The sequence below is a fragment of the Microseira wollei NIES-4236 genome, assembly GCF_020521235.1.
Lineage (GTDB): Bacteria > Cyanobacteriota > Cyanobacteriia > Cyanobacteriales > Aerosakkonemataceae > Microseira > Microseira wollei.
Genome location: NZ_BLAY01000003.1, coordinates 22,346 through 40,311, shown reverse-complemented (window position 1 = coordinate 40,311; position 17,966 = coordinate 22,346). Strand labels below are relative to the sequence as shown.

Genomic DNA, 17,966 nt, shown 5'->3' with positions numbered 1-17,966 from the left:
TGTGGGGTAAACGGTGTGAGAATTATTCTGCAAAACATTCACAAATCATACGGGAAACGCACAATCGTAAATCGCGTTAATCTTTCCGTGGAGCAAGGGAAAGTGGTTGGACTACTTGGCCCCAATGGTGCCGGAAAAACCACAACGTTTTACATCGCCACTGGGTTAGAAAAACCCGATCAAGGCACAGTTTGGCTCAACGACCAAGATATCACCGCATTGCCAATGCACGCTCGCGCCAAGTTGGGTATTGGTTATTTAGCGCAGGAAGCGAGTATCTTTCGTTACCTGAGCGTTCGGGAAAATATTCTTTTGGTGCTAGAGCAAACTAAAGTGCCTCGTAGGGAACAAAAGCAGCGTTTAGAGTCGTTACTGCGAGAATTTCGCTTGGAAAAAGTTGCCCATACTAAAGGAATTCAGGTATCTGGGGGCGAAAGGCGGCGGACAGAACTGGCGAGGGCATTGGCGGCGGGGCGAGAAGGGCCAAAGTTTTTGTTTTTGGACGAACCGTTTGCTGGCGTTGACCCGATAGCCGTGGCGGAAATTCAGCAAATTGTGGCAGAATTACGCGATCGCGAAATAGGTATTTTAATCACCGACCACAACGTGCGCGAAACCCTAGCCATCACAGACCGAGCTTACATCATGCGCGACGGACAAATCCTAGCCTCTGGCAATGCTGAAGAACTTTATAACAACCCCCTCGTGCGTCAGTACTACCTGGGCGACAATTTCCAGATCTAGTTATTAGTCGGTATTGACTCTTTGGTTATGAAAATACTTAGCAAATCTTTTAATCCATCTGGCTGGCTGGTTCCTGGGGTATCGGTCATGGATCGCTACATTGTTAGCGAGTTATTTGGCCCTTTTTTGTTCGGCGTCGGGGCTTTTTCTTCGTTGGGGATAGCCATCGGGTCGGTATTTTACCTAGTACGGAGGGTAACCGAATCCGGCTTACCGATGGCGATCGCCACCAAAGTATCCCTGTTGCAGATGCCCTATTACGTCTTTTTTGCCTTGCCGATGGGGATGCTGCTAGCCGCCTTGATCGCCTACAGTCGGCTTTCTTCCGACAGCGAACTGATCGCCTTGCGGAGTTGTGGCGTTAGTATCTATCGGCTGCTAGTGCCTGCCATAGTGATGAGTTTGATCGTGACTGCGATCGCGTTTACATTAAACGAATTCGTCGTACCCGCCGCTAATTACGAAGCCAGGCAGACGCTAGATTCAGCTTTAAAAGAAGACCGATCTGACTTTGAAGAAAGTAACATTATCTATCCCGAATTCCGCGATATAAAACAACCAGACGGCAATAAAGCAAACGTCCTCACCCGCTTGTTTTATGCCGAGCAATTTGATGGTCAAGAAATGAAAGGTTTGACCATTTTAGATCGTTCCCAGTCGGGGCTAAACCAAATTGTCACCTCAGAAAAAGCCAAGTGGAATCCTGTCGAAAACACCTGGGATTTTTTCAACGGCACAATTTACGTTGTATCTCCCGATAGTTCCTACCGCAGCATTTTGCGGTTCGACCACCACCAATTGCAACTTCCCCGCGCTCCCTTAGATTTGGCTGAAAAAGGGCGAGAATTCCAAGAAATGAACCTCATTCAAGCCCAAGAAGAATTGCAGTTATTGCGACCGAGCGGTAATAAACGGAAAATTCGCAAACTGGTAATCCGAATTCATCAAAAAATCGCCTTACCTTTTGCTTGCGTCGTCTTCGGTTTGGTCGGTTCGGCTTTGGGAATCAGACCCCAGCGCACCAACAAGGCCACGGGTTTTGGCATCAGCGTTTTGGTAATTTTTGCTTACTATTTATTGATGTCAATGGGGGATGCTTTAGGATTAAGCGGTGTTATGCCTCCCGAGTTGGCAGCTTGGCTACCGAACGTATTCGGTGTGGGAGTAGGTATATGGCTGTTGTTCCGACTCAATCGGTGACATCCTCCTATATCGATGCACTGAGGCTTGTCAACAAAATTTGTTAAAGTAACAACCATTTCAGCACTGTAAAAGTTATCCTGACAGTAGAAACTACAGCATTCTGTGCTAGGACAGCCAGCACCCTAACCATGCCGATTCGTCCTCAAGTCCCTGCATCGGTTCGCTATTATTTGAGAGCAAAGTTGCGTCCCTTTACGCGACCCGCTTTTTGGGGATGTCTATCAGTACTATCCCTGATCGTTCTTTTTATATGGGAAGCTTGGCAGCACCCGGAGTCGCTGTTTAAGAACCCGGAGAATGAAACCCCCATCGCCGATACCACGCTGTCAAAAGAAGAAAGTGCTGTTGCAGCTGACATTGATAGCTTGCCGGTACTGATGCAAGAGTTGGCTCAAGCTGATGTCAGCATAGCTGCCTTAAAGTTAAATCAACAACCGCAAATACAGAGTTTTCTGGATGAATTCCTCAAACAGCAGGCAGCTGATGCCGAAAAAATATCCGATGACGCACAAAAAGCAACGCAGCAACCTACAGCGCCGATAAGCGCTTACGATCCCTTGGGGGTTGAGACACAAGCGCCATCTGATTATTCATCTCCTTATATTGGTGGTGTATCAACGATGGGCAACCAAGCCGCACCACAGAATTCCAGTGTTAGTGGTAGTAACCTTGCTGGTTCAACCCTTCCAACTCCCACCGCGACGCCGGTAAACCCGCTACAAGCAGCATTAGACCGCTTGGGTAATAATTCTCCTACTAACTCTGTCCAAACTCAGACACCGATCGAGACGCCGCCAGCATTTACCAACAGCTTGGGGCAGCCCACCCAACCCAACGCAACTGCCCCCGGACAAGTAGCCCAACCCAGTACTCCTGGTTCCTCAGCCCTTCCCGGACAAGTAGCCCAACCCGGTACTCCTAGTTCCTCAGCCCTGCCCGGTCAAGTGACCGGACCCGCCTCACCCTACGCCGGTACTACCAATTACTCTAATATGCCCGTACAGGTGGCTCAACCAGGCTCCCCCTATCCCAGTTACCAGGGATACGGTGTTACACCTGATACCAGTAACTCAGGCAATTATGCCAATAATTTACCTCAAACCGTTCCAGTTCCAGGAACACCAGCCGTGCAGCCGGTCGTACCTCAAGTAGTACCTATTACACCTGAGAACTACTCTGTTCCTACTTACCAGAACCCTGCACCTGTAAACGGGGTGCCCAATACTGGGTTATCCAGTTTAAGCACTTCGCAATTGCAACCTTCTCAATTACAAACCTCGCCTTTTTCAGTTGGCCGTCCCACTTCAGGACGATAAATTTGCCAAGGTCAGATTAGCTACAACAGTAAGAAGCCTCTCGCTTACTGCGCTAGCAGAAGCGATGAGATGAATTACTGGCGAGTTGACGACAGTCCTCTGACCAATGCGATAGCAAGGGAGGAGGACAGGTCGGAAACGAGCAAATATTATGCTAGAATGCTTTATAGCAAATACATTTCACTCTAAGAATGTTAAAGGTCGTTAAGGTCAGACTATATCCAAGTTCCCAACAGCAACAGTCGCTAGAGCAATCCTTTGGCAATTGTCGTTGGTTATGGAATTTTTGTCTGAATTTAATGAACCAAACATATAAAGAGACTGGGAAAGGGTTGTCTGGTTATGAAGTTAAAAAGCTAATTCCACAGTTAAAAAAAGAGCATGACTGGTTGACTTTGACCTATTCGCAGTGTTTACAACAAGTCTGCTTAAATCTTGGAGTAGCTTTTAATAACTTCTTTGAAAAGAGAAGCTCATACCCTAAATTCAAATCAAAACACGGTAAACAGTCAATACAGTACCCTCAAAATGTCAAAGTTGCAGATAATTTGTATCAGTTTTATGGCACAGTTTTATCCGGCATTTCTTTAAAATCGAAACTTGGATGACTGTATGGTGCAATGAGGATATGTCGCACTGGCAATACATACTTGCTAAACTGCTTGTGCTACCTGATATCAATCTATTCTTGATGGGAGTTTCATTCTACCTTTTATATCAAAAGAAAATTCATAAATTGCTTAACAAAAAACTCTGTGTCCTCTGTGTCTCTGTGGTTTTTCATCATTCTTATAGCAGACCTTGATCTTGCTCCGGCTGTGCCGGAGGGAAACCCATGCCCAAACCCTAAAGTTACGACCTCCGGCAAAAAGCGATCTGTGCCATCAAGCTTGATGGCTTAAAGATTAGTGAAGCAAGCGGTATATTCAGCATTAGTCGTAACACTATTCGATTATGGCTGAAGCGGCAACGCGAGACAGGAGACTTTCAAGCATTGCCGAATCAAGCGCCTGGTAATGGGCATAAAATTACTGACTGGGAAAAATTTACCTAGGCGCATATTCCCGGTTTCTACGAAAAATCGTGGGTTTGGCAACCAGAGATCAACAAAGAAACCGGGTTTCTGGCCTCGTCGTAGCAATCCGCTGTAATTGTCGATTATTACCACAGATTGCTGGTAAAACCCGCCCCTACGGTGCTAATAGGTAATGGCGTTCCCAGGCAGGAGCCGTGGTCACGAGGGTAATTGTCAGGAATCCATCCCCCTATCATCCAATTACCAATTACCAATTATCACAGCTAGCTATGGAAGTGTTTGATGACGGCTAGGGCAAATTCAGAACACTTCAGAGGGGGTTCGACTGGCGGGGTCATTAAGCGAGCTAGGTCGTAGGTGACTTCGCGGTTAGCGATCGCTCCCCCAATCCCTTTTTTAATCAAATCCGCCGCGTCTTGCCAACCCATAAACTCCAGCATCATCACCCCGGACAAAATCACCGATCCGGGATTAATCCGATCCAAACCGGCGTGTTTGGGTGCCGTGCCGTGAGTTGCTTCAAAAACAGCGCATTCATCGCCAATATTAGCACCAGGCCCCATGCCCAATCCACCGACAATCGCAGCAGCAGCATCGGATAGATAATCTCCGTTCAAGTTCATCGTCGCCAGGATGGAATATTCATCCGGTCGCGTCTGAATTTGTTGGAAAATACTATCGGCAATGCGGTCATTTACCATGACTTTATTTTTCCACTGACCGTTACCGTGGGTTGACCAAATTGCGTTGAGAACGCTTTCAACTTCGCCGCAAATTTGAGCTTTCTTTTCGGCGGTGAGATTGTCATATCCCGGATCGATTTGACGGGCATTGTCTTCTAAGGAAATATCTGGATGTCTTTCCTTATTGCTGAGAATCCATGATTCCCGTTCGGTGACGCACTCGGCCCGAAACTCGGTGGTTGCTAGTTCGTAACCCCAGTCGCGGAAGGCTCCTTCGGTATACTTCATGATATTGCCTTTGTGTACCAAAGTGACCATCTGCTTGTTGGGAGGCAACCGCAGGGCGTGTTTCATGGCGCGGCGCACCAGGCGCTGAGAACCAGTTTTGCTGATAGGTTTAATGCCAATTCCGGCATCGAGGGGAATTTGTTTGTTCCCGTGTTCCGGCGTCGCTGGAATTAAGTCATTATTGAGCAAATGAATCAATTTGTCAGCAATTTCGCTGCCTTGCCGCCACTCGATGCCCAAGTAAATATCTTCGGTATTTTCCCGATAAACAATCACATCCAATTTTTCGGGATTTTTATGGGGTGAAGGCGTGCCTGCATAGTAGCGACAGGGACGGATACAGGCATAAAGGTCGAAAATTTGCCGCAGCGCCACGTTTAAAGAACGAATACCGCCGCCAATGGGTGTAGTCAGGGGCCCCTTGATAGCGATACCGTATTCTTTAATCGCTTCCAGGGTGTCTTGGGGGAGATATTGGTAAGTGCCGTACTTTTCGCAGGCTTCGTCCCCGGCGTAGACTTTAAACCAGCTAATTTTCCGCTTGCCACCATAGGCAGCTGCCACCGCAGCATCAAAGACTTTCTCCGCAGCAGGCCAAATATCTACCCCAGTTCCATCGCCGCGAATAAAGGGAATAATTGGATTGTCGGGGACATTGGGTTCCCCGTTAGAGAAAGTGATGCGCTCCCCCGTATCGGGCGGTGTAATCTTTTCGTATGTACCCATAAGCTCCTAATCGCTACGCAGCACTGGTTAAAACAGTGCAATTTTACAGCCCTGGCAAATAGTAGAGTTTAGGGTTTTATGATCTTTTCGGGAACAGGGAGCGAAAGCCGGTGAGCAGGTGAGCTAGTGAGCAGGTGAGAATATAGATGGGAATTCTGATTTGCCCCTCTGCTCACCTGCCCTCGCCCCCATGCCCATTTATCACTTGAGCGAACTTCACAGTGAGATCGCTTCCTCCCCGTCACAATGGCGTCCGTTGGTATTCACCAATGGCTGCTTTGACTTGCTCCACGTCGGACACGTCAGGTATTTAACAGTAGCCAAGTCGTTGGGGCGAAGTCTGGTTGTAGGATTGAATAGCGATCGCTCGGTACAAACCATCAAACCGACACTCCCAGGATTCCCCAGCCGCCCCATCGTACCCGAAGCCCAGCGAGCCGAATTACTCGCCGCCTTAAAACCCGTCGATGCAGTGGTGATTTTTGCAGAAACCACCGCCACCGATCTGATCGCAATCCTCAAACCCGATATTTACGTCAAAGGCGGCGACTATCGCCTAGAAACCTTACCCGAAGCCTCAACGGTTCTAGACTATGGAGGCAAAATCGAATTAGTCCAGGTAGAAATTCCCACTTCCACCACTGCGATCGTCAATCGCATTTTGCAGAATAACCGCTAGAGGTGAGCAGGTGAGCGAGTGAGCAAGTGAGCAGGTGAGGTGCTTTAAGCGCATAAAAATTGCTTTTCCCCTATAAACGCCGATCTTTCCTTACATCTCTCTGGCGATCGCAGCTGCATCCCTGCCCAAGATCCCTCGCCCACCTGCCCAAGAGCCCTCGCCCACCGGCCCCCAATCCTCAAGATTTGCCATGAAAATTCAGGTGGCTGCAACCGCTCAAAAGCTTGGTGGTACAATAACTTTAGTCCTACTGCCTACAACACCTTGTTTAACCCCAGCTCATCTCAAGCCAGGGAATTTATTCCAAATCAATTGCCGACCCGTAGCGTGCCACTTCTATCAGATCGCCACATAGATTACACCCCACTCGAACAGCTGCTAGCTCAACAAGACTTTCAAGCAGCTGACCGCATCACCCTGCAAAAAATGTGCGAATTGGCAGGGCCAGATGCCGTTCAACGAAAATGGCTGTATTTTACAGAAGTAGAAAACTTCCCGATCGCTGACCTGCAAACGATTAATACCCTCTGGCTGCTTCACTCCCAAGGCAAGTTCGGCTTTTCCGTGCAGCGGGAAATTTGGCTCTCAACCGGGAAAAACTGGGATAAGTTCTGGCTCAAAATCGGCTGGAAAACCGGAAATACCTGGACGCGCTACCCGAATGAATTTACTTGGGATCTTTCGGCTCCTAGAGGTCACATACCCCTGTCTAACCAGTTGCGCGGGGTGCGAGTCATTGCGGCGCTGCTGAATCACCCAGCTTGGTCTAGCACGCCAAGTGGCGGCTAATTTAACAGCCAAACAAAAATCGCAAATTTGTACTCAGCAACTGTTTGTCAGAGGTGGAGCTTGGGAACCTTAAGAATAGTCAATCATCCTTTGATGGCAGCAAGATGGAAATTACACAAATAGCAGGTATGAAGGTGGCAGTAGGCATGGTAGGTCCAGAAAACAGACTTTCTTACAGTCTGGACAATTTGACAGCAACAGCGCGGGAACAGCAACGCCTCAAAGCTTTGGCAGAGTCGCGCTTGCTCGAAGCAGAAACGATCGCCGTGTTCGAGGAAGCGACTCAGACAGCGGCTCACTTTTTGGAGGTTACCATCTGCATTTTGGGCTTGATGGATAAAGACCGTCAAGTATTCAAGTCAGCGGTAGGTTTATCTCGCCTGGGACTGATGAACCAACTAGCTTCCTCGCGTCAGCTACCCCGCGAGGAATCTTTCTGTACCCACGTGGTAGAAAGTCAAAAAGTTTTGGCAATTAACAACACCGCTAGCGCTCCGCTTTATTCTAAAAGCGTGCTAGTCCAGCAATATGGCATCCGCGCCTACTTGGGAGTGCCGCTATTTACTTCTTCCGGACAATGTCTGGGTACGCTTGAGGTCATGGAGCAAGTACCGCGTAGTTTTACCACCAAGGAGATTGAGTTTTTGGAACTGATGGCGCGCTGGACGATGAGCGAATTTGAGCGGAACCGTCTTTTGGAAAACAGCACCAAGTCCCAAGTGCAGGTGAATCTCAGCGCACCCATCCGTCTGAGCAGTACTTCTGCCAACCAAATTACCACCAATCAAGTTCAAGTCAAATTGCTCTCGGCGCTGACCCAGGAGTTACGGACGCCGCTGACAAGTGTAATGGGTATGGCAAGCGTTCTGGGTCGCGAAATTTACGGCCCGCTGACGACTAAACAGAAAGAATACCTGGAAATTATTCAAACGAGCGGTCAGTATTTGCTGACGCTGGTGAATGAAATTTTAGCTTTGGGAGCCCTCGATGCGGAAAACGCCCAACTGAACCTGACGGCGACGGATATTGAAATGCTCTGCCAGCAAGCGATCGCTTCTTTAGAAGAAATGGCGCACCGCCGCGAGCAACAAATTCGCCTCTCGGTAGAGCCTGGAAATCGCATCTGGCAGCTGGATCGAGAAAAAGTACGGCAAATGCTCTATCACCTGGTATCGAGCGTGCTGCAAAAGGCTGAAGCTGAAAGCATTATTCGCATCCACGTTTCTCGCAAAAGTGATGGATTAAATATTGCGGTTTGGGTGTCTCACCCCTGGCTGGGAGAAGGATTCCAGCAGGTGGAACCTTATTTGTACCAATCACAGTTACCGGGTGTATCTCACTATTCGGAGGATGAATCCCCAGAGGATACGCTGGAAGATTGGCAAGAACATCCAGAGAACTCTGTCTCAGTATCCAAGCGCATGACTCTCGAAGCAGACGGCTTGAGTTTTGTACAAAAGTCAGATGCGCTTGACGATCGAGGTTTCCCACAATCCCGCGACAATCTGGGGCTGTTGCTAAGCTGCCACTTGGCTCAAATGCACAACGGTCAAGTCTCGATTCAAGGCTCGCCAGAATCTGGGTATCGCTATGTACTAACTTTGCCGGATATGATGGCTATCGATGAAAGTGTCTAAGCGGTCATGGGTCATGGTCCATCGGTCAAGGAAAAAACACATCGCTAGTGTACGGGCGATCGCATGAGCGTAGATAATCAATCTCGAGTTGCGATCAAAAAGAGCGCTCATGCAATCTACTCCTACCGATCGCTGACAACTAACATATGAATGCTGTTTGGCAACAACTAACCCTGTCTAATCTGCCGCTGTATCAGTGGCGCAGTGCGAGTTATTTATACCGTTTAGTGGGGCTGCTGCAAAGTTGGCGGCAAGGTAGCTGGCTATTGCCCCACGCTGAACTGATCGGGGCAATGTTGATCGGTTTGGTGTTCGCTTTAGCACCTTTTGTATCTAACGATTTGATTGGGGTGTTATTGCTCGCCAGCGCTGGCTTTTGGGTGCTGGTGACTGTATCTGATGACACCGGCGCTAAAACTACTCCGATTCATTTGCTGGTTTTACTTTACTGGGGCATCGCGACGGTGGCAACGGCGCTGTCACCCGTGAAGGTGGCAGCCTTGAGTGGCTGGGTAAAGCTAACGTTGTATTTGCTACTGTTCGCGCTGATGTCGCGGGTGTTGCGATCGCCTCGTCTCCGTCGTTGGCTGATCGCCCTATACTTACACGTAGCCCTAATTGTCAGCGTTTATGGTTTGCGGCAATGGTTTTTTGGCGCAGCAGCGCTAGCAACTTGGGTCGATCCAGAATCTCCTTTGGCTAAAACTACGCGGGTTTATAGTTATCTGGGTAATCCCAATTTACTCGCTGGTTATCTACTACCCGCGATCGCTTTATCGGCGGCAGCTATTTTCGCTTGGCGCGGTTTATTTCCCAAAGCTTTAGCCGTGACGATGTTAGCGCTCAATACAGCTTGTCTGATGCTAACCTTCAGTCGCGGCGGCTGGATTGGTTTTGCGATCGCTGTTTTTATATTCTCAATTTTGCTGCTTTTCTGGCTCAGCGTCCACTTACCTCGCTTCTGGCGCACTTGGTCGTTACCTTTACTGCTCTTTTGTTTGGGTTTTGTGGTATTGGTGGCAGTATTATTCGTGCAGCCAGTGCGCGATCGCGTTTTGAGTATGTTTATCGGTCGCGAAGATAGCAGCAATAATTTCCGCATTAATGTATGGGCGGCTGTAATCGAAATGATACGCGATCGCCCCATCCTGGGTATCGGTCCTGGCAATAATGCTTTTAATAAAATCTACCCGCTTTACATGCGTCCCCGCTTCAGCGCTTTGAGTGCGTATTCTGTTTTATTAGAAGTGGCGGTGGAAACTGGTTTTATTGGACTGGGTTGTTTCTTGTGGCTGCTGTTGGTAACGCTTAACCAAGGATGGTTGCAATTAAAACGCTTGCGTGCATTGGGTAGTAGTGAAGGATATTGGTTGATGGGAGCGATCGCTGCTTTACTGGGTATGTTAGGTCACGGTGCATTCGATACAGTTTTGTACCGTCCCGAAGTCAATACCCTGTGGTGGCTAATGATAGCTTTAATCGCCAGTTACTATCAGTTCCCCCAGCAAACAGAAGCTTTGACACCTATAGACTCACCTGCTAACTAGATCTGCTAATGGCTAATGGCTAATAGCTAATGGCTAATCGTAGAGCCGGAGAATATTCTCACTACCAATTAGCAAGCTGGCGATTAGCTATTTTTAAACCCATGATAGTTATAACTAACGCAAGTTGCTAGTTATAAAGTTGGACGCTGCTAATCGCTAATCGCTAATCGCTAATCGCGAGCTTGCTAATCCAAGAACGCTAATCTAAGAACGCGAAGCTATCAAAAGCGCAGTAATATACTGTTGTTCTTTCCATTAGCCATTAGCCATTAGCCATTAGCCATTAGCCATTAGCTGCAAGTCCGAGATAAATAGCAAATTGAGTTAATATAAAATCTAAAATCCCGCAATTGATTGACTTAGCCGCTCTTGCAACCAAGCTTCAAAAAGTTCGCGCAGCAAGCGTTGACGCATTGATTGATTGAACTGTGATGGAATCAATTTTTCCAGTCGCACAATCAGCAGCCATTCTTCCACAGCCATAGGGGGCCAAAGTTGACCTGGATGGCTCAGTGAAAGCAACTGAGCTAATTTTGGGTGGATATTACCTAACTCAACAGGGCCGATGATACCACCTGTTTGAGCCTCTGAGCCTTGGGAGTACTCACAAGCGAGTTCGGCAAAAGACTGCTCGCCTTCTTTAATGCGAAAGAAAAGTTCTTGGGCAATTCCTTTATCTTGAGTCCGAATTAGAGAATAGACGACTTGATCCAGCGCCCGCTTGCGTTTGAGGAAGTAAGATTCTAGTTTATGACCCCAAGTCGCTTGTTTAAATTTCTCGATTTTCAGCAGCCGGATGATGAAGACTTTTTCTAAACAATCTTGGCTCATGCCTTGATGCTTCAGCCACGACTGTAGTTCTGTTTCGCAGGTGAGCTGATTTTGTTGGTAAAACTGCTCGGTTGCACTAGCAATTTCTTCCGGGGTGCAGTCGATGGGAGCGATCGCTTCGTCAATTATGCTCTCCCGTAACAATTGGGGCAGCATTTGGTAACTCCTCAGCAGAGGAATGACTTCCGCAGCAGGGATCGCGCGGTTGCCAATTTGTAAAACTGTAGTCATATCCAATACTATTTTATTATCCAAAATGAAACTATTTGACTAAAAAGCCCTTGTCAAAATTATTATTTTGAGGAGCTTTTTAGTCACTGTTGCAGGTTGATTTTAGCCGTTGACTATACCAGAGTCATGTTCTTGACTTTTCTCGCTAAGTTTTTCCGTTTTCTCTTTTTCTCTTTCCCAGGTAGAGCCAAGGAACGAGGAAAAAGATAACGGGAAAAACTTAGGTCATGGTTAGGGTGTAGTTAATTTGGCTGCTATCATTCGGGAGGCCAGCGAATGAATAGACCTGGACAAAGTATTCACCTGGATTCAAGAAACGAGTAATTTGGTCAGACGTGGTGCCAGCATTAGCAGAAGTAGCGATCGCTTCCCCTGCATCAACCACAAGATTACTGTTAGTGTCCTGAATCAGTCGCAGATCGGCATCACCGCTCAGACCAGCAATCGTGAAGGTGTGGTTACCAGCTGCATTCAGGACAAAATGGTACACATCAGAGGTGTCACCAGGGGATTCATTATTAGCGGCGGTGCTGTTGTTGCTCACTTGACCAGTAAAGGTTTGGGTTCCTGTCAGGATACCTACTTCGGTTTCAGTCGGTAGAAGGTTGCTGGCTGAGGGAAAAGCGGTGGTAGATACTCTCAGATCGTATTTTGTATCCCCACTAAACCGATCGACTTGAACCACGTAGTTACCCGCAACTTGGTTGGCGATGTTAATCGAATCATCGCTGTTGCCACCCCGAGTTGAACTGCCAATTTGCGTGTCACCAGCATCAACTATGCCATTGCCGTTGAAGTCCCGAAATAGTCGGACATCAGCATCACTGCTCATGCCAGTAAGAGCCAGGTTGATGTTGCCAGAACTAGCTAGACTGAAACTGAAAGTGTCTCTGGTGTCGTTGCTGCCTACAAAGTTACTAGCGATTACTGGAGTGCTATTCGCTGGAAGTATACCAAGGTTAAATTCTGCTGCCATTTTCTTCTTTCCTTTTAGCTATGAATGGAAAAAAATTTTTTTTGATAGGTTGTGAAAGTAATAAGTCAAACTCAAGTGTAATCATTTTTTTGATTAACCCTTGACTTACTTAATCAGCCTATAATCCAAATTTAAATAATGAATCTTTTTTCGACTGTGGGAAAATGTGAGAAAATGTCACGATATTTTCAGAGGAGTTGTTAACCTTTATTACAGCGGATTGCAGCCATAAGAAGTAGGGCGCATAACCAGAGGTACGGCAAATAATGCGATCGCGGCCGCATTAATGCTGCGCGCTTGACAAACGAAGACGCCCGTGCGGTCGATAAAAATATCGGGATTTGGTATAAAGTGATGACAAAGTACAGTATATTTTTACACTTCGCTCTGCTTAGCTCTCTGCCTGCCCTGGCGATCGCGCCTCGTAACTAGCAACCTGAGTTAACTAGCAACTTGAGTTAATATCGCTTCATCGCCCGTTCCATATCGCGCTTGTCTTGACGTTCTTTGATGTCATCGCGCTTATCGTGTAGCTTTTTACCTTTGCCCAGACCCAGGGTAACTTTAACCAAGCCATTCTTCAAATACATCTTCAACGGCACTAAAGTTAAACCCTTTTGTTCTACCTTGCCAATCAATTTGCGGATTTCTTGCTTGTGCAACAGCAGTTTCCGGGTGCGCCTGGGGTCGTGGTTAAAATACTCGCCGCTGCTTTGGTAGGGCGAGATATGGACGTTCAGCAGCCACGCTTCGCCATTGCGAATTAAACCATAGCCGTCTTTCAGGTTGGCTTTGCCCTGCCGTATCGACTTTACCTCTGTCCCCTTTAACTCTATCCCGGCTTCGTATGTTTCCAGGATTTCGTAGAGAAAGCGGGCTTGGCGGTTATCGCTAACGATTTTGATGCCTTCTTGTTTTTCAGCCATATACCCTCTCTATCCACCACCAGAAACAGCCGCGAAACTAGCTTAACGCAGCCTTAAACCCATCCTGCCACAAAAGATCGGCAAGAGAAGGGGAAACCCGATTTTTCCAGGAAATTCCTCAAACTCCCAACTGGTGGGACAAGCGAGACAAAGGAGGTTGATTGGTTGCTTCCAGAACCGCGCTTAATTGTAAAGATTTGTTAACTATTTGACATTTACTCGAAAAAAAGTAACAATAGATACAGAAAGAAATCGTTCATCTCTTCAAGAAAACAGAGGGCTTGGAGAGACGGAAGTAGGGAGTTATCCCGAAGGAACGCGCCTCCGATCGAGCAAACAAGTACATTAGAGGCGAAACCTATGCAATCCACCAATCCCATCGTCAACACCGAAGTATCGACTCAAGACAAAGCCCGTTTGTTGATGAGCAATCATCAACGGCATCTGAAGACTCGTCAGCAGGCTATGTTGAGTCGTGCGGCGGCAGAAGTTGGGCAATAAGCCAACATAACTGAAACGCGATTCGCTGTTGAGCGATCGCGCTTCCACCAGCAGAAACCCGGTTTTTGTAAAAAACCGGGTTTCTTTTGGTAAATTACTCGGATTGAAGCAGTGCTTGTTTGTCTTCTTTTTCCTGTAGGAGTAACCCGCCTAAGTGAATCAAGGCGAGAACCATAGCACCCATAGAAAGAACGTAGCTATGCAAGGTATACAGGTGCATGACTGTTGTGGTATTGATTGCGCCACCACCTGTAATTATGTCTCGCAGCAGGGAACCAACAACGGGGATAGCTTCAATCGTTCCTAGTTCAATGGTGAAACGCCAGTAGCCAAGCTGCGTCCAGTCGAGTATCATCGCCGTCCAGCTTAAAGCCATCGCTGTCAATGTTAACAAAATTCCGCTAATCCAAGCTGTGAGCCAACTGGGGCGAAATTTCTCACCCAGAAACATGACAACGATTTGTACTAAAGATACGGCGATTAAACCATTACCGGCAATTTCGTGCATCCGCTGAATTAACCAGCCATTGGGTATTTCAGATTTGATTGCCTGCAATGAATTATACGCCCCGCCCGCCGTCGGTTCGTAATAGAAAGATAGTAGAATTCCCGTGGCGGCTGCTGTTAGACATAGCGAAAGAACTACCACAGACAAAATAGTAGCCAGCCGCCGAAGTACGAAACCATACGATACGTTTTGCATGGCTAGCACCAACCTTTTTGGGTTGAATGTGTATTTATACTTAATTATATGAAGTTTTTCTAAGTAAGGGGCAATTGAGCGATCGCCTGACTCAGAAACCCGGTTTTTGAGAAAAACCGGGTTTCTTGCTGACCCAGAAACCCGGTTTTTGAGAAAAACCGGGTTTCTTGAACTACCAGCTATCCATCCGCTTGATCTTCTTCGTACACCATTAAGTCTCCTGGCTGACACTTTAGCGCTTTGCAAAGCGCACTCAGGGTATCTTCGTCAATTTTGGGGAAGGTACGACGAGTCTTTAGCCGAGAAACAGAGGTCGGATGCATCCCAATTAGGGCAGCCAGTTCCTTGTTACTAATGTTGCGTTCAGCCATTACTACTGCTAATTTCCAGCGGATCGTCACTCCAGTACTCAATCGATATCCATTAGTGCTGCAAGGCCGATGCTATCACTTCACATCTATATTTTTCCTTAATTAGCGTCGAATGCTATTTATTTAGCGTATTGAGTAGACAAACGACTGTAGTCAGAATAGATTGAATGCAGACATGACAAAGCGATCGCCCCCTCTAGCCTGGAAAACTTGAGAGCGATCGCTCAGATACCCATAAAAAAAGGTAGTAACTCTATGATAGAGCAACGTTCGGTTGCGGAATTACTCAAAGCACCCATTCTGGAAATACCGGAGGGGAAGACACCCGTGCGCCTGCTTGCTTGCGGTGTTCCTTTTGCAGTTAATAGCGTTGTCCACCACTTGCATGTAGTTCGTTTTGCAGAAGTCGCTGCATGGAGTCCACCCTTACCCTCTCCGATCCAAGGTGAGATAATTCGGATTTTGACTCGGTATGGTAAAACTTCACTCAAACTATAGACATTGATAGCCAGGTATACCGTATAATGACAGGCATGAAACTACCTGACTATGCCAAACACCTGGGAATTAGTTACAAAACAGCATGGCGCTGGTGGAAAAGCGGCAAACTCCCACACCCGGCGAGGCAGACCGAGACGGGAATGGTGATTGTCGATTTCAATCTGGCGCCATTAACTGTATCAAGGAAAGACAAAGCCGCAATTTATGCGAGAGTCTCCTCGTCCGAGAATCGTAGCAACCTAGACCGCCAAGCCGAACGATTAACACAGTACGCAATGGCGAAAGGTTACAAAATTGTTCGAGTCGTCAAAGAAGTTGGTAGTGGATTGAATGACAATCGAAAGAAGCTAGAAACTTTGCTAATATCATCCGACTACGACATCTTAATTGTCGAACACAAAGACAGATTAGCAAGATTTGGAACACATTATCTAGATGTTCTGTTAAATCGTTGCGGAGTAGCATTAGAAATTGTCAACTAGGCAGAAAACGGAAGAGATGAATTGATGCAGGACTTGATTTCAAGTATTACTTCTTTCTCTGCTAGACTGTATGGACAAAGGAGGGCCAAACGAAAAACTGAGACAATAATCAAGCAATTACAAGGGGGTGATGACGACGAAACGAGTTGAAAGGCATATAATCAAGAAAGACCACCAATGGTTCAATTACTGTGACGAAATAACCAACAGGTCTCGTAAACTATTTAATACAGCACAGTACAGTCAAAGACAGAGCTATCTCTACGGACATGGCTACTTGTATCAATCGAAACTGGATAAATTGTTCCAGAAATCGGAGAGCTACAAGGCAATGCCAGCTAAGGTGGCTCAGTTAGTTCTACAGCAGTGTGCTGATACATGGACAAATCACTTCAAAGCCCTAGAAGCCTACAACAAAGAACCGTCGAAGTTTACAGGAAAACCAAGAATTCCGAATTATATAGAAGGGAGAAATCTGGTTAAATTCAATATCCAAGCCATTAGCAAAAGAGAATTTAACTCATGTCGGCTCGTCCCTTCTATGTCTCCGATTGTTCTACCCGTTAAGCAGGGACTCAAATACGACAATCTCTGTGAAGTGAGAATAGTACCCAAAATAGGGTGCTTCGTTATTGAGGTGGTTTATGAAGATCATTCTGGAGGTCAATACTTCTGTAGCCTTAATCCTGAACTGGCAGCCGCTATCGATATTGGCTTGGATAACCTCGCAACAATTGTCTTTAACGACCCCAGGATTCAACCTATTGCCGTTAATGGCAAGCCATTAAAAAGCGTTAACCAGTACTACAACAAACAGGTAGCCAAGTTTAAAGGATTTATCAAGACAGGAACATCACAAAGAATCCAGAACCTTGTTAGAAATCGAAACAACTTCGTTGACTCGTATCTACACCAATGTACTCGGATGATTTGCAATGAGTTTCTTACTCTAGGGGTAACTCAGGTCGCCATTGGCAAAAATGACCAATGGAAAACCAGCATTAATTTAGGAAAAAAAACCAACCAAAAGTTTGTACAAATACCACATGCAAGATTCATCGAGATTCTAACTTATAAATTAGAGGCTGTTGGAATCACCGTCAGCGTGGGCGAAGAATCCTACACCAGCAAGTCTTCGTTTTTGGATTGGGATACCATCCCAACCTATACACCTGACACAAAACAAAAACCCGCCTTCAGAGGCAGGCGGGTCAAGCGTAGCTGGTATACAGCATCTGATGGTTCACTGATTCATGCCGATGTGAATGGAGCATTCAATATCGGACGAAAAGTAATCCCTACCTCATTCGACTGTCTCAAGTCAATGTTAGCGAGGGATAGAGGGTGCTTGGTAGTGCATCCGAGGCGGATAACGCCCGTGTTCCCATCACAATATGGTTCTGCACGAGCGTTGCTACTAGCCAAAGTAGGAAGTCAATCGCCTTGTCTATGATTGTCTATCCCAAATGGAACTATATTAACATCAGCCGGTAGATTGCTGTTGGTGCGATCGCTTAACTCGAAGCAGATCCCCCTAAATCCCCCTTCTCAAGGGGGACTTTAATTGCGGCGGTAGATCGCTTAACCGGAAGCAGATCCCCCTAAATCCCCCTTCCAAAGGGGGACTTTAATTGCGGCGGTAGATCGCTTAACTCGAAGCAGATCCCCCTAAATCCCCCTTGCAAAGGGGGACTTTAATTGCGGCGGTACATCGCTTAACTCGAAGCAGATCCCCCTAAATCCCCCTTGCAAAGGGGGACTTTAATTGGGGGGGTAGATCGCTTAACTCGAAGCAG

Annotated in this window: 15 protein-coding genes, 4 pseudogenes and 1 riboswitch; of the genes and pseudogenes, 13 read left to right on the top strand and 6 right to left on the bottom strand. The window is 46.9% G+C overall.

What is annotated here, in order from left to right; translation table 11 throughout:
- Positions 1–15 precede the first annotated feature (15 nt).
- From lptB to MiSe_RS01915, 5 genes and pseudogenes are all read left to right on the top strand, one after another.
- Positions 16–744, top strand: a complete 729-nt coding sequence (gene lptB / locus MiSe_RS01935) for an LPS export ABC transporter ATP-binding protein (protein WP_226573660.1) — start codon at positions 16–18, stop codon at positions 742–744.
- 27 nt (positions 745–771) lie between these two features.
- A complete protein-coding gene (locus tag MiSe_RS01930; RefSeq protein ID WP_226573657.1) occupies positions 772–1,944 on the top strand; it encodes an LptF/LptG family permease in 1,173 nt (390 codons plus the stop codon).
- A 131-nt stretch (positions 1,945–2,075) separates the two neighbouring features.
- Positions 2,076–3,263: a hypothetical protein gene (locus MiSe_RS01925; RefSeq protein ID WP_226573653.1), complete on the top strand. Its 1,188-nt coding sequence runs from the start codon at positions 2,076–2,078 to the stop codon at positions 3,261–3,263.
- 191 nt (positions 3,264–3,454) lie between these two features.
- A pseudogene (locus tag MiSe_RS01920) lies at positions 3,455–3,811 on the top strand (RNA-guided endonuclease InsQ/TnpB family protein); the annotation flags it as partial.
- A 302-nt stretch (positions 3,812–4,113) separates the two neighbouring features.
- A pseudogene (locus tag MiSe_RS01915) lies at positions 4,114–4,311 on the top strand (helix-turn-helix domain-containing protein); the annotation flags it as partial.
- A 251-nt stretch (positions 4,312–4,562) separates the two neighbouring features.
- On the opposite strand, the gene MiSe_RS01910 reads toward MiSe_RS01915, so the two are convergent.
- A complete protein-coding gene (locus MiSe_RS01910; RefSeq protein WP_226573647.1) occupies positions 4,563–5,996 on the bottom strand; it encodes an NADP-dependent isocitrate dehydrogenase in 1,434 nt (477 codons plus the stop codon).
- 190 nt (positions 5,997–6,186) lie between these two features.
- Between MiSe_RS01910 and MiSe_RS01905 the strand changes: the two genes are divergently transcribed.
- The 4 genes and pseudogenes from MiSe_RS01905 to MiSe_RS01890 all read left to right on the top strand — a co-directional run bounded on the left by MiSe_RS01905 (position 6,187) and on the right by MiSe_RS01890 (position 10,648).
- A complete protein-coding gene (locus tag MiSe_RS01905; protein ID WP_226573969.1) occupies positions 6,187–6,675 on the top strand; it encodes an adenylyltransferase/cytidyltransferase family protein in 489 nt (162 codons plus the stop codon).
- A gap of 252 nt (positions 6,676–6,927) precedes the next feature.
- Positions 6,928–7,464: pseudogene (locus MiSe_RS01900) on the top strand (GUN4 domain-containing protein); the annotation flags it as partial.
- Positions 7,465–7,610: 146 nt separating this feature from the next.
- On the top strand, positions 7,611–9,101 hold the full coding sequence (locus MiSe_RS01895) for a GAF domain-containing sensor histidine kinase (protein ID WP_444980450.1): 1,491 nt from the start codon (positions 7,611–7,613) through the stop codon (positions 9,099–9,101).
- A 146-nt stretch (positions 9,102–9,247) separates the two neighbouring features.
- The gene (locus MiSe_RS01890; RefSeq protein WP_226573641.1) at positions 9,248–10,648 is read left to right on the top strand and encodes an IctB family putative bicarbonate transporter; all 1,401 of its coding nucleotides are present in this window, start codon (positions 9,248–9,250) and stop codon (positions 10,646–10,648) included.
- Positions 10,649–10,984: 336 nt separating this feature from the next.
- On the opposite strand, the gene MiSe_RS01885 is transcribed toward MiSe_RS01890, so the two are convergent.
- The 3 genes from MiSe_RS01885 to smpB all read right to left on the bottom strand — a co-directional run bounded on the left by MiSe_RS01885 (position 10,985) and on the right by smpB (position 13,612).
- Complete coding sequence (locus MiSe_RS01885; RefSeq protein ID WP_226573638.1) at positions 10,985–11,710, bottom strand: peptidylprolyl isomerase; 726 nt, start codon at positions 11,708–11,710, stop codon at positions 10,985–10,987.
- 220 nt (positions 11,711–11,930) lie between these two features.
- Positions 11,931–12,686: a PPC domain-containing protein gene (locus MiSe_RS01880; protein WP_226573635.1), complete on the bottom strand. Its 756-nt coding sequence runs from the start codon at positions 12,684–12,686 to the stop codon at positions 11,931–11,933.
- Positions 12,687–13,144: 458 nt separating this feature from the next.
- Positions 13,145–13,612, bottom strand: a complete 468-nt coding sequence (gene smpB / locus MiSe_RS01875) for an SsrA-binding protein SmpB (protein ID WP_226573633.1) — start codon at positions 13,610–13,612, stop codon at positions 13,145–13,147.
- Positions 13,613–13,863: 251 nt separating this feature from the next.
- Positions 13,864–13,935, top strand: a riboswitch (Glutamine riboswitch).
- Positions 13,936–13,972: 37 nt separating this feature from the next.
- On the opposite strand from smpB, the gene MiSe_RS01870 reads away from it, so the two are divergent.
- Positions 13,973–14,113 (top strand): hypothetical protein, encoded by a 141-nt coding sequence (locus MiSe_RS01870; RefSeq protein WP_226573630.1) that lies wholly within the window; start codon positions 13,973–13,975, stop codon positions 14,111–14,113.
- Positions 14,114–14,207: 94 nt separating this feature from the next.
- Here MiSe_RS01870 and MiSe_RS01865 read toward each other — a convergent pair whose 3' ends face one another.
- Complete coding sequence (locus MiSe_RS01865) at positions 14,208–14,816, bottom strand: cytochrome b N-terminal domain-containing protein (protein ID WP_226573627.1); 609 nt, start codon at positions 14,814–14,816, stop codon at positions 14,208–14,210.
- A 179-nt stretch (positions 14,817–14,995) separates the two neighbouring features.
- The gene (locus tag MiSe_RS01860) at positions 14,996–15,217 is read right to left on the bottom strand and encodes a helix-turn-helix domain-containing protein (RefSeq protein ID WP_264196279.1); all 222 of its coding nucleotides are present in this window, start codon (positions 15,215–15,217) and stop codon (positions 14,996–14,998) included.
- A gap of 225 nt (positions 15,218–15,442) precedes the next feature.
- On the opposite strand from MiSe_RS01860, the gene MiSe_RS01855 reads away from it, so the two are divergent.
- The 3 genes and pseudogenes from MiSe_RS01855 (at position 15,443) to MiSe_RS01845 (ending at position 17,623) form a co-directional block, all read left to right on the top strand.
- On the top strand, positions 15,443–15,685 hold the full coding sequence (locus tag MiSe_RS01855) for a hypothetical protein (protein WP_226573605.1): 243 nt from the start codon (positions 15,443–15,445) through the stop codon (positions 15,683–15,685).
- Positions 15,686–15,720: 35 nt separating this feature from the next.
- A pseudogene (locus tag MiSe_RS01850) lies at positions 15,721–16,320 on the top strand (IS607 family transposase).
- Positions 16,301–17,623, top strand: a complete 1,323-nt coding sequence (locus tag MiSe_RS01845) for an RNA-guided endonuclease InsQ/TnpB family protein (protein WP_226573604.1) — start codon at positions 16,301–16,303, stop codon at positions 17,621–17,623. The pseudogene MiSe_RS01850 and the gene MiSe_RS01845 overlap by 20 nt, the downstream one beginning before the upstream one ends.
- Positions 17,624–17,966 lie beyond the last annotated feature (343 nt).